This window comes from Chromobacterium sp. Beijing, from assembly GCF_021496765.1.
GTDB lineage: Bacteria > Pseudomonadota > Gammaproteobacteria > Burkholderiales > Chromobacteriaceae > Chromobacterium.
In genome coordinates this window covers 2,156,593-2,171,964 of record NZ_CP053750.1, presented here as the reverse complement: position 1 = coordinate 2,171,964, position 15,372 = coordinate 2,156,593, and the positions used below count along the sequence as shown (strand labels likewise).

General features: G+C 63.6%; 10 protein-coding genes and 1 pseudogene. 4 read left to right on the top strand and 7 right to left on the bottom strand.

What is annotated here, in order from left to right; genetic code table 11:
- Positions 1–340 precede the first annotated feature (340 nt).
- The 3 genes from HQN78_RS10060 to HQN78_RS10050 all read right to left on the bottom strand — a co-directional run bounded on the left by HQN78_RS10060 (position 341) and on the right by HQN78_RS10050 (position 5,075).
- Positions 341–979, bottom strand: coding sequence for a Shedu anti-phage system protein SduA domain-containing protein (locus tag HQN78_RS10060; protein WP_235089315.1), 639 nt, complete (start codon positions 977–979; stop codon positions 341–343).
- 243 nt (positions 980–1,222) lie between these two features.
- Positions 1,223–2,698, bottom strand: coding sequence for a YdiU family protein (locus tag HQN78_RS10055; RefSeq protein ID WP_235089314.1), 1,476 nt, complete (start codon positions 2,696–2,698; stop codon positions 1,223–1,225).
- A 97-nt stretch (positions 2,699–2,795) separates the two neighbouring features.
- On the bottom strand, positions 2,796–5,075 hold the full coding sequence (locus HQN78_RS10050) for a YgiQ family radical SAM protein (protein WP_107800181.1): 2,280 nt from the start codon (positions 5,073–5,075) through the stop codon (positions 2,796–2,798).
- Between the two features lie 535 nt (positions 5,076–5,610).
- Here HQN78_RS10050 and HQN78_RS10045 point away from each other — a divergent pair.
- The 3 genes and pseudogenes from HQN78_RS10045 to ushA all read left to right on the top strand — a co-directional run bounded on the left by HQN78_RS10045 (position 5,611) and on the right by ushA (position 10,017).
- Positions 5,611–6,465, top strand: coding sequence for a Kdo hydroxylase family protein (locus HQN78_RS10045; protein WP_107800180.1), 855 nt, complete (start codon positions 5,611–5,613; stop codon positions 6,463–6,465).
- Between the two features lie 98 nt (positions 6,466–6,563).
- A pseudogene (locus HQN78_RS10040) lies at positions 6,564–8,248 on the top strand (glutamine--tRNA ligase/YqeY domain fusion protein).
- Between the two features lie 122 nt (positions 8,249–8,370).
- The gene (gene ushA / locus HQN78_RS10035; RefSeq protein ID WP_235089313.1) at positions 8,371–10,017 is read left to right on the top strand and encodes a bifunctional UDP-sugar hydrolase/5'-nucleotidase UshA; all 1,647 of its coding nucleotides are present in this window, start codon (positions 8,371–8,373) and stop codon (positions 10,015–10,017) included.
- A gap of 66 nt (positions 10,018–10,083) precedes the next feature.
- Here the strand turns inward: ushA and HQN78_RS10030 are convergent, their stop codons facing one another.
- Both HQN78_RS10030 and HQN78_RS10025 read right to left on the bottom strand, forming a co-directional pair.
- Positions 10,084–11,466 (bottom strand): FAD-binding oxidoreductase, encoded by a 1,383-nt coding sequence (locus HQN78_RS10030; RefSeq protein WP_235089309.1) that lies wholly within the window; start codon positions 11,464–11,466, stop codon positions 10,084–10,086.
- 21 nt (positions 11,467–11,487) lie between these two features.
- A complete protein-coding gene (locus HQN78_RS10025) occupies positions 11,488–12,741 on the bottom strand; it encodes an amino acid permease (RefSeq protein WP_235089307.1) in 1,254 nt (417 codons plus the stop codon).
- A 477-nt stretch (positions 12,742–13,218) separates the two neighbouring features.
- Between HQN78_RS10025 and HQN78_RS10020 the strand changes: the two genes are divergently transcribed.
- Positions 13,219–13,563 carry a fucose-binding lectin II gene (locus HQN78_RS10020; RefSeq protein WP_107800175.1) on the top strand — a complete coding sequence of 115 codons (345 nt, stop codon included), beginning with the start codon at positions 13,219–13,221 and terminating at the stop codon, positions 13,561–13,563.
- Positions 13,564–13,611: 48 nt separating this feature from the next.
- Here HQN78_RS10020 and HQN78_RS10015 read toward each other — a convergent pair whose 3' ends face one another.
- Positions 13,612–14,418, bottom strand: a complete 807-nt coding sequence (locus HQN78_RS10015) for a siderophore-interacting protein (protein WP_227103957.1) — start codon at positions 14,416–14,418, stop codon at positions 13,612–13,614.
- 204 nt (positions 14,419–14,622) lie between these two features.
- Positions 14,623–15,282 carry a PadR family transcriptional regulator gene (locus tag HQN78_RS10010; protein WP_107800173.1) on the bottom strand — a complete coding sequence of 220 codons (660 nt, stop codon included), beginning with the start codon at positions 15,280–15,282 and terminating at the stop codon, positions 14,623–14,625.
- Positions 15,283–15,372: the final 90 nt, after the last annotated feature.

Here is a 15,372-nt window from a genome sequence, read left to right as displayed (position 1 = left end):
CAGTTGTTCAGCTTCGCCCCCTGTTCAGAGGGGCGGCCAGGTACTTGAACACGGTGTCAGGACCGCCCGCAGGTTTTCCCTGTTGCCAGAGTCTTGTATGGCTGCGCGCTACCCGGCCATAAAGTCCGGGCGCACCAAGGGCAGGTACGTTTTGGAAAGCTTAATGGCAGATGCCGCGCTTTCGGGCGCGGGCGGCCGCCTGACAAAAGGTGTGTTCAGCACCAAGGCCGGAATGTAGCAGTGTTAATGGCGGGTAGTCAATGATGAGTATAAAAAAGCTAATTTTTGCTAGGAATATTTTAGGTGTGATTTGTTGGCTTTATAGCTACTTTGTGAGGGGTTAAATTATATTTCGCCATTGAGAAATGTAACTGCTCTCCCTCCAGAACGATTTAAGTTGTGTGCTTGGGCGGGCAACTTTGTGTTCAATGAAGCTCCAAAATTCTTCTTCGTGTTCAGTGTATAGCTTTAATGCATCGTAAAATATTTGGGATGAGCGAATTTCAATATTGCTTTCTTTGTTGAAATCTGATCGCCAACTAGATGTCTGCTCTTTCTGCCAATCTTCTCTTGATCCCATTACAAGTATGTATCGAAATTTTGCAACAGCACCAAATATCCTTTTTTTACTATCTGGATTTTTTTCAAAGTGCCGACGCCAAGATTTGACTTGCTCTATCGCATGATTGGCTTCACTTGTTGGTGTGCCTTTTTGGGTGAATATTTTCAGGTTTGGTTTTTCTATTTCAACCAGAACCCACTCAGGTCCATCTGAGTTGTCATTTAACCAGCAAAAATCACACCGCAGCTCGTTATCAAAGGGGACTTCTGCGAAAATTGGCTGAATCCCATGTTTTCTTAAGTGTAATTTGTAAAAGAGTATTGAATTGTTTTTTAGTATGGTCAGTAGGTCGACTTCGGAGTTTTTTGTGAATGCGCTATCTAGTTCTTCTTTAAGGATTTGGGTACAGATAGGCATTTTATTGGCCCTGAGTGGTTGGCTTTGGGGGGTAATTAAGGTGGTATCAATATTTTTATAGAAAATTTATAACAGCAAGGCAAGTGATTGGCTTGCTTTGCTGTTTTCTATCTCAGCTGTGTTTAGTAGGGGTCAACAGAAGTCAATTTCCGGCTGTGGCAAGGCGTGCTGATGCAGGTAGTACATTGAATACGGCACGTTGGTGGAACGTGACATTAGGAGTTTGCTAGCAGTTCTTTCTTGCTAGGTGCCGCAGAAGGTCCGATACCCCTGCGCCACTTCCGGCGCGGCCGGCAGCGTGTAGCGCTCCAGGCCGGCGCGTTCGGTGAACGGTTGACGCAGCGCGTCCAGCAGCGCCAGCGTCGGGCCCATGTCGCCGTGGTCGCTGGCGGCGGCCAGCGCTTCTTCCACCAGGTGGTTGCGCGGGATGTAGAGCGGGTTGGCCTGGCGCAGCGCGGCGGCGCGTTCGGCGGCGGCTTGCGGTTCGGCGTCCAGCCGCTGGCGCCAGCGCGCCAGCCAGGGCGCGGCGGCGGCCGGGTCGTTGAAGAGCTGAGTCAGTGCCTGGTCTTGGCCTTCGGCGGCGTCGGCCAGCCGGCGCCAGGCCAGAGTGTGGTCGGCGTTCTGGCGCGCCAGCAGCGCAAGCCAGTCTTCGGCCAGCTCCTGGTCGATGTCCTGCGCCTGGCTCAGGCCCAGTTTGCGGCGCGCCTGTCGCAGCCAGTGGGCCTGGTAGCGCTCGGCGAAGTCTTCGATGACGGCGGTGGCCGCCGGCACCGCGTTCTTGGGCTCGTCCGGGTCCAGCAGCGGCAGCAGGGTTTCCGCCAGCCGGGCCAGGTTCCATTGGGCGATGGCCGGCTGGTTGCCGTAGGCGTAGCGGCCGCCGCTGTCGATGGAGCTGAACACGGTGGACGGGTGGTGGACGTCCATGAAGGCGCAGGGGCCGTAGTCTATGGTTTCGCCGCTGAGCGCCATATTGTCGGTGTTCATCACGCCGTGGATGAAGCCGGCGTGCATCCAGCGGGCGATCAGTTCCGCCTGGCGTTCCGCCACCGCTTGCAGCAGCGCCAGATAGGACTGCTCGGCGCCGGCCAGTTCGGGGTAGTGGCGCGCCAGGGTGTAGTCGGCCACCTGGCGCAGCATGTCGCGTTCGCCGCGGAGGGCGAAGTACTGGAAGGTGCCGACGCGCAGATGGCTGGCGGCGACGCGGGTCAGCACCGCGCCGGGCAGCGCTTGTTCGCGGTAGACGGTTTCGCCGGTGGCGGTCACGGCCAGCGCGCGGGTGCTGGGGATGGCGAGCGCGTGCATGGCTTCGCCGATGATCAGTTCGCGCAGCATCGGCCCCACCGCGGCCTTGCCGTCGCCGCGGCGGGAGAAGGGGGTGCGGCCGCTGCCCTTGAAGGCGATGTCGCGGCGTTGGCCGTTGCGGTCGATGACTTCGCCCAGCAGCAGCGCGCGGCCGTCGCCCAGCGACGGCGACAGGCCGCCGAACTGGTGGCCGGCATAGGCTTGGGCCACCGGCTTGGCGCCAGCCGGCAAGGCGGCGCCGGAGAAGGCGGCGGCCAGTTCGGCGGCGTCGGCCTGGCCGCTGTCCAGGCCCAGCTCTTGCGTCAGTTCGGCGTTCCAGTACAGCAGGGCCGGCGCGGGCGGGCGTTCTGGCTGCACCGGCGCGCAGGCGTCGGGCAGGTCGCGGGCGTAGCTGTGGTCGAAGTCGATGTGGATCATGGCGGGCTCGCTGGGCGGGGTATGGGATTGAGACGCCGGCGGCGGGGCAAAGTGCCCGGCCGCCGGCCGGCAAAAAGCCGCCCGTGGGCGGCTGGATTTAACGACTGCGGCCCTTGCCGGCCGGTTTGCTGCCGGGTTTCGCGGGCTTGCCGCGTCCGGCCGGCGCTTGGCCGGCGCCGGGCTTGGCCATGGCTTTGGCCTGCGCGGGCTTGCCGCGCTGTCCGTGACCGGCGGGAGCGGTGGCGCGCTGGCCTGGGGCCTTGTTGCGCGACAGCGGCGCACCCATGCGGTGGCGCACGGCGGCGGCCTTGTCGCCCGGCGGCGTCGGCGGAATCAGGCAGTGCTTGCTGTGGCCGATCAGGTCGCTGCGGCCCATCTGAATCAGCGCGTCGTGGAGGATCTGCCAGTTGTCCGGGTGGTGGTAGCGCAGGAAGGCCTTGTGCAGTTTGCGGCGGTAGCCGTCGCGCACCACGTCCACTTTTTCCGAGCTGCGCGACAGGCGCTTGAGCGGATTGCGGCGGGTGTGCCACATGGTGGTGGCCATCGCCATCGGCGTGGGGGTGAAGGTTTGCACCTGATCCAGGCGGAAGTTGTTCTTCTTCAGCCACAGCGCCAGGTTCATCATGTCTTCGTCGCTGGTGCCAGGGTGGGCGGCGATGAAGTAGGGGATCAGATACTGTTCCTTGCCGGCCTGGCGGCTGAAGCGTTCGAACAGTTCCTTGAACTTGTCGTACGCGCCCATGCCCGGCTTCATCATCATGGACAGCGGACCGTCCTCGGTGTGTTCCGGGGCGATCTTCAGATAGCCGCCCACATGGTGCTGCACCAGTTCCTTGATGTATTCGGGCGAGCGCACGGCCAGGTCGTAGCGCAGGCCGGACTGGATGTTGATCTTCTTCACGCCCGGCAGCGCGCGCGCCTTGCGGTAAAGCTGGATCAGGTGGCTGTGGTCGGTGTTCAGGTTTTCGCAGATGTCCGGGAACACGCAGGACAGCTTCCTACAGGAGCGCTCGATCTTCGGGTCCTTGCAGGAGAGGCGGTACATATTCGCGGTCGGGCCGCCCAGGTCCGAGATATGGCCGGTGAAGCCCGGGGTCTTGTCGCGGATTTCCTCGATTTCCTTGAGGATGGACTCCTCGGAACGGCTCTGGATGATGCGGCCTTCGTGCTCGGTGATGGAGCAGAAGGTACAGCCGCCGAAACAGCCGCGCATGATGTTGACCGAGTACTTGATCATTTCCCAGGCCGGGATATTGGCGTCGCCGTAGCTGGGGTGCGGGTTGCGGGCGTAGGGCAGGCCGTAGACGTGGTCCATTTCCTCGGTGGAGAGCGGAATGGGCGGCGGGGTCAGCCACACGTCGCGCTCGCCGTGCATCTGCACCAGCGCGCGGGCGTTGCCGGGGTTGGATTCCAGGTGCAGGGTGCGGCTGGCGTGGGCGTACAGCACCGGGTCGTGGGCCACGGCCTCGTAGGCCGGGATGCGGATCACAGTCTTGGCGCGTTCGGCGCGGCGCTTGGCCAGGCGCTCTTCGCGGGATTCGATGCGGATCACCTGCGGCTTGGACGGGTCCTGGTCCTTGGTGGCTTCGGCCGCCTGTTCCGGGATTTCCTGGTAGGGGTTGAGGTGGACGTCCACCTTGCCCGGCAGGTCCACCACGCTGGAATCCATTTCCTGCCATTCTTCATCCGGGCGCCAGCCGTGCGGCACGATGAAGGCGGTGCCGCGCACATCGCGGATCTCGCTCAGCTTCTCGCCCCTGGCGGCGCGGTGCGCCACTTCCACCAGCGCGCGTTCGGCGTTGCCGTACAGCAGCAGGTCGGCCTTGGAGTTGATCAGCACCGACGGGCGCACTTTCTCGCTCCAGTAGTCGTAGTGGGCGATGCGGCGCAGGCTGGCCTCGATGCTGCCCACCATCACGCCCACGCCGGGATAGGCTTCGCGGCAGCGCTGGGCGTAGACGGTGACGGCGCGGTCCGGGCGCTTGTTGGCCGCGGCGTGCGGGGTGTAGGCGTCGTCCGAGCGCGGGCGGCGGTCCGCGGTGTAGCGGTTGATCATGGAGTCCATATTGCCGGCGGTGACGCCGAAGAACAGATTGGGCTTGCCCAGTTCGCGGAAGGCGTCCGCGGAGTGCCAATCCGGCTGGGCGATGATGCCCACGCGGAAGCCCTGGTCTTCCAGCAGCCGGCCCACCAGCGCCATGCCGAAGCTGGGGTGGTCGATATAACCGTCGCCGGTGATCAGGATGATGTCACAGGAGTCCCAACCCAGCTGCTCCATTTCGGCGCGGGTCATCGGCAGGAACGGGGCGGCGCCGAAGCGGCTGGCCCAGTACTTGCGGTAGGAGGTGATCGGTTTGGCGGCGTGTGCGGTCGTCATGCTGGCAAAAGGCTGAAGTTCAGGCAACCCGCTATTATGCCATAGTTGCCGCTTGCTTGTGGATTAAGCGCTTGTTTTTTATTGGAAATTGCCTTGGTTGCAGTAGGGTTTTGCCGCAAGGACGGTTTTGCCCATCAAAATCAAGGCGCTGCGCGCCCTGGCCGCAGGAACGGGGCGCCGGGGTTCCCGCATGACATTCCCCGGCCGCAGGCGTATCCTAGCGGCCCGCTTGCAGGGCCGGTAAACGGCTTGGCGGGGCGGGGCGGCCGCTTAGGGCCTGTTCAAAGTCTGTTGCGCTTCCGTGAGACGCGGCACGGTGAGCGCCGCATGCGACATGCTCCCGTGTCACGAGCGCATGCCGCTTTCTCAGCGATTTTCGCCAAGTTATGTCTCGCGCGCGCTTGCGGGACTTTGGACAGGTTCTATAGACGCGGCCGAGGGTGAGCGACTTGTAAAGCGGGTCTGGCCTCGGGCCAGTCGGCTTTGTCAGCCGCTCCTTGCCGCGTGGAAATCATTGTTTCAGCTAGGAGCTCAGATGACGAGCCAGATCGTATGGGTGGACGGCGCGGCGCAAGGCCGCTATGTGGATGAGTTGGAGCAGGGCAAGGTCTTGTATCTGCCCAGCTTCGATTTCAAGCTGCTGGCCGAGGAGGGCCGCTTGCTGGACCCGGCCGTCGCCGATCCCAAACGCAAGAACATCAGCCTGGAGCCGGACAACGGCGCCTTGCACGGCGTGGTGGGCGGCGCGGAACGGGAGGCGGAGGTGCGCGGCTTGATCGCGCGCTACCAGCGGGCCGCCGCGGATCTGGCCGCGCGTTTGTTGCCGGAATATCAGGGCAAGCTGCGCGCGGCGCCCACCAGCCTGCGGCTGATGAGGGTGGAGGACCGTCGGACGTCCTGGCGCAAGGACGATAGCCGGCTGCATGTTGACGCGTTTCCGTCCCGTCCCAATTACGGCGAACGCATTCTGCGGGTGTTCTGCAATATCAATCCCGATGGCGAGCCCCGGGTGTGGCGGGTGGGCGAACCGTTCACCGATATGGCGCGGCGCATGTTGCCGCGGGTGCCGCGGCAGTGGCCGGGTTCGGCGGCCTTGCTGGCGGGCTTGAGGATCACCAAGCGCAAGCGCAGCGCTTACGATCACATCATGCTGCATCTGCACGACGCGATGAAGGCGGACCTGGATTATCAGCGCCAATGTCCGCAGGAAACCATGCCGTTTCCGCCCGGTTGCGCCTGGGTCTGTTTCTCGGATCACGCGTCGCATGCGGTGATGTCAGGCCAGTTCATGCTGGAGCAGACTTTCTGGCTGCCGGTGGCGGAGATGGCCCAGCCACAGCAGTCGCCGCTGGCCTTGCTGGAGCAGTTGTCGGGCCGGGCTTTGTTGTAAGGCGGCCAAAGGCGGGGCGGGCGAGGCCGGCCCGCTCCCAGCGGGGGCGAAATCGGTTACAATCTTCGATTAGTCATAAACTCGCACCGCACAAAACAATGAGCACGGAAAACAACGCGCCGGTTGTCAGCAACTTCATCCGCAACATCATTGACGAGGACCTGGCCTCCGGCAAGCACAGCAGCATCGTCACCCGCTTCCCGCCGGAACCCAACGGCTTCGCCCATATCGGCCACGCCAAGGCCATTTGCCTGAACTTCGGCCTGGCCGAGGACTACCAGGGCAAGTGCAATCTGCGCATGGACGACACCAATCCGGAGAAAGAATCGCCGGAGTACGTGCAGTCCTTCATCGACGACATCAGCTGGATGGGTTTCAAGTGGGACGGCGACGTGCGCTTCGCTTCCGACTACTTCGACCGCCTGTACGGTTATGCGGTGGAGCTGATCCAGGCCGGCAAGGCCTATGTGGACGATCTGTCCGCCGAGGAAATGCGCCAGTACCGCGGCAGCCTGACCGAGCCGGGCAAGAATAGCCCCTACCGCGAGCGCAGCGTGGAGGAGAACCTGGACCTGTTCTCCCGCATGAAGAACGGCGAGTTTCCGGACGGCAGCAAGACGTTGCGCCTGAAGATAGACATGTCTTCCGGCAACATCAATCTGCGCGATCCGGCCATCTACCGCATCCGCCGCGCGCATCATCACCGCACCGGCGACAAGTGGTGCATCTACCCGATGTACGACTACACCCATTGCATTTCGGACGCTATCGAAGGCATCACCCACTCCTTGTGCACGCTGGAGTTCGAAGACCATCGTCCCTTGTACGACTGGGTGCTGGACAATATCAGCATCGGCTGCCATCCGCGCCAGTATGAATCGTCGCGCCTGGAACTGCTGTATACGCTGACCTCCAAGCGCAAGCTGCTGGCGCTGGTCAACGAGGGCGCGGTGAGCGGCTGGGACGATCCGCGCATGCCTACCGTGGCCGGCATGCGCCGCCGCGGCTACAGCCCGGCCGGCATCAAGCTGTTCGCTCAACGCATCGGCGTGTCCAAGAGCGAAAACATTATCGACATGACCATTCTGGAAGGCGCGGTGCGCGAGACGCTGGAAAACGATTCGCCGCGCGTGATGGCGGTGGTGAATCCGCTGAAAGTGACGCTGAGCAATTACGACGCCGCCGTCACCGCCAGCCGCAGCGCGCCCTTCCATCCGCATCATCCTGAGTTCGGCGAGCGCGAAGTGCCGATCGCCCGCGAGATCTGGATTGAGCAGGACGACTTCGCCGAAGTGCCGCCGCCCAAGTGGCAGCGCCTGACCGTTGGCGGCGAAGTGCGCCTGCGTTACTCCTACGTGATCAAGTGCGAGGAAGTGGTCAAGGACGCGGCCGGCAAGGTGGTGGAACTCAAGTGCAGCATCGACCACGACACGCTGGGCAAGAACCCGGAAGGCCGCAAGGTCAAGGGCGTGATCCACTGGGTGTCCGCCGAGCACGCGATTGAGGCCGATGTGCGCTGGTACGAGCGCCTGTTCACCGAGCCGCGTCCGGACGCGGTGCGCGGCGAGGACGGCGAATATCTGGACTTCCGCCAGTTCTTGAACCCGGAATCGCTGAAGCTGGTGCCGACCTATGTCGAGGCCTCGGTGCTGCAGGCAGCGCCGGAGTCCCGCTTCCAGTTTGAACGCCTGGGTTATTTCGTCACCGACCGTTACGAGCATCAGCCGGGGTCAAGGCGGTGTTCAACCGCAGTGTGGGCCTGAAGGACAGCTGGAGCAAATAAGCTTGGACGCCCGGCCGGAAGCTGTGCGCGTCCGGCGAGGGAATGACTTTCAGCAATGGCGGGCCCGCGGGTCCGCCATTTTTGCGGCGTGCATGTATTCCAATAAAAACCAAGGATCAACGATGAAACTATCCGTGAAACCGCTTGCCCTGTCCCTGCTGGCCACCGGCCTGCTCTCCGCCTGCGCCGCCACGCCCGGCAAGGGCAATTATGTCGAAGACAAGACTTACAAGATCACCATCCTGCACACCAACGACCACCACGGCCGTTTCTGGCCCAATAGCGACGGCGAATACGGCCTGGCCGCGCAGAAGACCCTGGTGGACCAGGTGCGCGCCGAGGTCAAGGCCGACGGCGGCTATATGCTGCTGCTGTCCGGCGGCGACATCAATACCGGGGTGCCGGAGTCCGATCTGCAGGACGCGGAGCCGGATTTCCGCGGCATGAGCCGCATAGGCTACGACGCGATGGCGGTGGGCAACCACGAGTTCGACAAGCCGGTGCCGGTGTTGATGAAACAGCGCCAGTGGATCAACTTCCCCATGCTGTCCGCCAACATCTACCAGGACGGCAAGCGAATGTTCGACCCGTACGCGATGTTCAATCTGGGCGGGGTGAGGGTGGCGGTGCTGGGCCTGACCACCGACGACACCGCCAAGATGGTGAACCCGGAGCAGGTCAAGGGCATCGAGTTCCGCAGCCCCATCGCCGAGGCCGGCAAGCTGGTGCCCGAGCTGCGGCAGCAGGCCGACATCGTCATCGCCGCCACCCATATGGGCCATTACACCGACGGCCAGCACGGCGTGAACGCGCCGGGCGACGTGGAGATGGCGCGCGCGGTGACGGGGCTGGACCTGATCGTGGGCGGCCACAGCCAGAACCCGGTGTGCATGAAGGCGGAAAACCAGCGCGACGACGCCTATGTGCCGGGCGCGCCTTGCGCGCCGGACCGCCAGAACGGCGCCTGGATCGTGCAGGCGCACGAGTGGGGCAAATACGTGGGCCGCGCCGATTTCGAGTTCCGCAACGGCAAGCTCAAGCTCTCCAAATACCAGCTGATTCCGGTCAATCTGAAGAAAAGCGTCAAGGGCGCGGACGGCAAGGATCAGAAAGTGCCGTACACCCAGCTGATCGAGGAAGACGGCAAGCTGCGCAACTTCCTGCAAAGTTATCAGAACAAGGGCCAGGCGGCGCTGGATGTGCCGGTGGGGCGGACCAGCGCCAAGCTGGACGGCGACCGCGGCGTGGTGCGCAGCCAGCCCACCAATCTGGGCGTCTTCGTCGGCCGGGTGATGATGGACAAGGTCAAGGCGGACTTCGCCGTGTCCAATTCCGGCGGCATCCGCGATTCGCTGCCGGCCGGCGCGATCAACTACCGCGACGTGCTGAAGGTGTATCCCTTTGGCAGCACCCTGGTCTATGTGGACCTGAACGGCCAGGAAGCGCTGGATTACCTGAAGGCCGCCGCGCGGATGACGCCCGGCGCCGGCGCCTTCGGCCAGTTCGCCGGCGTCAAGCTGAGCATCGTCGGCGGCGAGCTGCGGCAGGCGCTGATCGGCGGCCAGCCCATCGATCCGGCCAAGACCTACCGGATGGCGATCAACAGCTTCATCGCCGCCGGCGGCGACGGTTACCCGCTGATGAACAAGCATCCGGGCTTCGTCAATACCGGCTTTGTCGATGCGGAAATGCTGCGCGAGTACATCGCCGCGCATTCGCCGATAGACGCCGGCGCTTACGCGCCCGGGGACGCGGTGACGCGCAACTGAGCGCGGTCAGAGCGGTGCCGGTCATGAAAACCGCAGCCAGGGAGGCTGCGGTTTTTATTTGGGCGTCTAGCCCTTGTCCTCCAGGCCGGCCGGCGCCAGCCGGCTGAGCAGGCGGTCCAGGCCGGCGGCGGGGCGGCGTTCGGCCTCGGCGGCCTCCTTGCGCAGCACCGCGGCGCGGACCAGCTTGCCGCCCAGATAACGAAAAGGCTCCGGCGGGAATTGGCGCACAGCGCGGCCCACCAGCGGGCAGCGGCTCCACGCATCGTCCAGATCCAGCGCCAGGCTGCTGAGAATCTGCGCGCCGATGCGGCTGGGGCCTACGCCGTTGCCGCTCCACCCTATGCCGTAGACGAGGTGGGGCGCGTCCGGCAGGCGGCCGAATAGCGGCAGGCTGTCGTAGCTGCGGTCTATGGGGCCGGACCAGCTGTGCTCAATGGCCACGTCGGCCAGCGTCGGGTAGACGCGGCGGAAGTCGCTCTCGGTCAAGGCGTTCAGCGCCGGATCATCGTCGAAGCCCGCGTCGATGCGGCTGTTGAAGCCAAAGCGACCGGTGCCCTTGCCAAAGACGATGCGGTGGTCGCGGGTGGTACGGTAATAATCGACCAGCAGTTGCGAATCGGTGATGGCCTCGCCGCCGGTCCAGCCTATCTCCGTCAGCCGCTCGGGAATGGGAGGCGTAGCCAGCAGGGTGCTGGTGACGGGCAGGACGCTGCGAGCCAACTCCGGGACGGAAACGGCCCAGGCATTGCTCGCGATCACGACTTTGTCCGCGCTCAGCGTGCCGCCCGGCGTGATCAGCCGGGCCGGCTGTCCGCGTTCTATCCGCCGCACCGGACTGTGTTCGAAGATGCGCACGCCGTTTTCCAGCGCGACGCGGCGCAGGCCGCGCGCCAGCCGGGCCGGCTGCACGGTGGCGTTGCCGGTCTCGATCACGCCTTGCAGGTGTTGCGGCGAGCCGCTGCGGCGGGCGACTTCCTCCGCCGGCAGCGGCACGAAAGTGGGGTGCCCCAGGCGCTCCGCCAATTGCTGCACGTCAAGCCAGGCGCCGTGCTGCGCCGGGGTGGTGGCGGTCCACAGCCAGCCGGCGCGGCGGAAGTGGGCATCGATGGCGTGTCGGCGGCAAAAGGCGTCGATATCGTCGATGGCCTGTTCTGAGGCCAGAACCAGGCGCAGCGCCTCGCCCGGGCCGCAGATGGCGCTCAGAGAACGGATCTTGGGCCACCAGGACATGACGAAGCCGCCGTTGCGGCCGGAAGCGCCGCCGCCGCAGACATCCTGCTCGACAATGGCGATTTGCGTGGCCGGGCGTTTTTCCAGTATCTGCAGCGCGGTCCACAGGCCGACGAAGCCGCCGCCGATGATGGCGATGTCCACGTGCAAGTCGCGGTCCAATGCATTGCCGTCGGTCAGGTCGGCGGAGACTTCTTGCAGCCAGAGAGAACGTTTCATATGCGGGCTTTCTTGGGGGTGTTACCAACTAGCCGGCAGCCAGCCCATGGCGGCGGCGATGGCGTACAGGCCGCTGCCGGCGAAGGTCGCCGCGATCAAGGCCTGGATCAGCGGATGGGCGTACCAACCGCAGCGGAAGGCGGGAACGGTTTCGCCGTGGCGGCGCGCCCGATTCAGCAGGATGATGGGCATGATGCCCATCAGCACGCCGCCGAAGGTGCCGGCGAAGTACAGCGCGCCGACAAAGCTGGAGGCGCCGGAATAGGCGAACAGAAACGGCGGCAGCGCGACCGCCGCCAGCACCAGGCAGCGTTTGACGGGGTGGCCTTCCGGGCCAAGACGGAAATGGTCGAAGATATTGGTGAGCAGGCAGCCGCCCAGCCCCCAGTAAGAGGTCATCATGGCCAGCAGCGCGAAGATATTGGCGGTGTAATACGCCCAATTGCCCAGGGCGCGCCCCCAGTTGAGCGTGGCCACCTGGCTGACGTTGTCGTTGCCGACCAGTGCGATCACCGAAGCGGGAATGGCCGCCACCAGCAGCAAAGTGGCCAGCATGCCGGCCACGATCAGGCGCGGCAGTTGACGGGCTTGATGCTGATTGCCGCGCACCAGTTCCGGCACCAGGAATTGCGCGCCAAAGACGAAGACCGCCAGATTGAACACCGGGATCACGTATTCCCATTCCCTTTGCAGCAGATAGGCGACGTTGGACGAGGGATGGGAGATCGTGGCGAAAATGAGGACGAGGACGATGGTCATCATCGCGCCGCTGATCAGTTTTTGGCCGGCGCCCAAGGCTTTCAGCCCCAGATACAGAATCAAGGCGGAGGGAATGAAGAACAACAGGCTGCCCAGCTGCGGGCTTAGGCCGTATTCATTGAAGAAATCGGCGAGGATGTTGCCGCTGCCGCTCATATAAGCGGTGAGCGCGCCATAGCTGTTGGCGGCGACGGCGATGAAAATCAGCCATGCGCCGATGCTGCCCAGGTAGCGTTGCGCCAGGCCGCTGAGCTGGTGATTGCCTCGGGTGCGCAAACAGGCCTCGGCGGTGTAGAGCATGGTGATGATGCAGATGACGCAAGTGAGGATCAGGCAGGCCAGCAAGGGCAGGTAACCCGTTTTGCGGGCGGCGAAAGCAATGCCCAGCACGCCGGCGCCGATATTGGTGCCGACGATGATGCCTATGGTTTCCAGGGAGCCGATGGGGTGAACTTCCAGGCCGGAATCCGTGGACGGGTTTTGATTGACGGGAAGTGGGCGGGTGTTATCTAACATGCATTTTTCCTTTTAATTTAATATATTAATTATTTATTGTTTTATTGAACTCAAATGTCCTATCTGTGAGGGTGGGAGAGGGGGCCGAAGCGGGCCGCGCAAGCGCTGCAAAAGGGTTTCAAACTATAGCATGCCGGGCTGTGAGCGCCCGCTCAGCGTGGTCTGGTTCGGATAGTCCGTATTTATCCTGACCTTTGGGCCCGGTGAATACGCGGGCGCGCTTGCCTACGGTAATGGAGGCAGTGGCAGCTTGAGACGGTGGGCTTCTTCTGCGCGTCGGCGCGCGGAAACCGGCCTGGGAGCCTGTTCAATGACTGCTGCGCGTCGGCGATACGGTGTTGAAAACAGTTTCGAAGCGCTCATGTGCCAGGAGTGCATGCCGCTTTTTCCGCCGCAACGCCTTGTCTCGCTCTAGTCCGCGAGACTTCAAACAGGCTCTGAGAAGTTTGGCGTTTGAACCCTTACAGGAGAACGACGATGGCTCAGCAAGGCGTATTCACTCTTCCCCCGCGCATCAACTTCGGCGTGACCGCGTTGACCAATGCGGCTTATCAGCAAAACATCACCGTATACGTGGACAACGAGCCGCGAGCCACGTTTAGCGGCAGCGGCGTGGACGACCGCAATCTGGGCACGCGGGTGATCAACTCCGGTTCCGGCGCGGTAAGGGTGGCGGTGACGGTCAACGGCAAGCAGTCCGACCTGGTGTCCAGCCAGGTGGTGTTGGCCAATCGTCTGAACCTGGCCTTGGTGGGCGCGGAAGACGGCGCGGACCAGGACTACAACGACTCCATCGTGGTATTGAATTGGCCGCTGGGTTAAGCGGGTCCGGCGGATGAACAAAGCCCCCATCTCGGGGGCTTTGTCCTGTCAGTCTTCCAGGGTTTCGTGGCTGGCGGCCTTGCCTTCCCGCCAGTAGCTGGCGGCGCGGATGCGGCTCTTGTCTATGCCGCGCTCCTCGCGCAGGTATTGGCGCACCGCGCGGATGGCGTGATATTCGCCGGCGGCCCAGACAAAGCCTTCGCCCGCCGGCAGCGTCAGCGGCTTGAGCGCGGAGAGCAGCGCGGGCTCGGCGTCGGCGCCTTGGTGCACCCAGCGGATGTCGGCATTGGGATGGGCCGGCAGTTCGCAGCTTTGGCCCGCCTCGCTGGTTTGCAGCAGGGCGATGACCTTGGCCGCGGGCGGCAGCTCGGCCAGGCGGCGGCGGATGGCCGGCAAGGCGGACTCGTCGCCGATCAGCAGGTGCCAGTCGAAAGCCGCCGGAATGACCAAGGAGCCGCGCGGGCCGCCTATGCCCAGGTATTGGCCGGGCTTGGCCTGAGCCGCCCAGCTGGTGGCGGGGCCGGCCTCGTGCAGCACGAACTCCAGGTCCAGCTCCAGCCGCTCCGGGTCGAAACGGCAGGGGGTGTAGTCGCGCGCGGTGGGGCGCGGCTGGCCTTCCGGATAAATCAGGGTTTCGTCCACCAGCGCCGGCAGCGCGGGTTTGGCGTCCGGATGCTCGGGGAAGAACACTTTGAGGTGGTCGTCGAAGGAGGCGGTGGCGAAGCCCGCCAGTTCCTCGCCGCCCAGGGTGACGCGGAGCAGCTTGGGGCCGAGCGGGCGGATGGCGCGCACTTGCAGCAGGCGGAAGCGCAGCGGGTGGCGCAGGCGTTGCACGGTCAGATCGGGTGTGGTCATAGAGAATCCTGTCTTGAAATCATGGCTGGGCGGCTTGGGGGCGTGAACAGCTTCTTGGACGCTGTTTACGGCCATGCGGGCAAGAGCGGGGGACTTTGCGGCTGAGAAAGCGGAATGCGCGTACGGCGCATAAGCGTTTCAAAGCGGGTTTCAAGGCCTTGCTGAATCCCTCTCGCCGGTGCGTAACTGGCCGTCAGCACCTTATTAGCCGGTGTCGCCCAGAATTTGCTCACAGGCTTGCCTCAGGATGGCGGCGATGCGGCGTTGTTCGTCCTCGTCGACGTTGGCGGTGCGCATCAGCGCTTGCTTCAAGTCGCCGCGGGCCCGGGTCAGTTCCGGAATCCAGCTGCCGACGGCGTCGTCCGGCGGCGGCATTTCCCCGGTCAGCGCGCGGCGGATCGAGTTCATCTTGCGCGCGATGTGCTGCAGCCGCGCCATCATCCATTCCACTTGTTCGCGGTTCTGTTCCAGATAGTCGCGGCCGGCCTCCGTCAGCGCATAGCATTTGCGCTTGCCTTCCTCGCTCACCGAGATATGGCCCAGTTCTTCCAGATAGGTCAGCGCCGGGTAGACCATGCCCGGGCTGGGGCTGTAAAAGCCGTTGCTGCGGCTTTGCAGCGCCTTGATCAGTTCGTAGCCGTGGCTGGGGCGTTCTTCCAGCAGGGCCAGCAACAGCAGCTGCAATTCGTCGGAGCTGAATTTGCGGCCGCGGGTCATGCTTTCGTCGTCGCCGCCGCCAAAGCCGCCGAATCCTCCGTGTCGGCCATGGCCGCCGCCGTGGCCGTGCCGGGCCATCGCGTGGAGACGATGATGCGCGTTGCGTCCGCCCAGGCGGCGCAGCAGGGTGTCGAGACGGTGAGGCATGGCGGCTCTCCTGAAAAATATATCTTAAGATATGTTTTTAGATAAGATAAAGTCAAGCCGGCTCAGCAAGGACGATGAGAATTTGTGGCG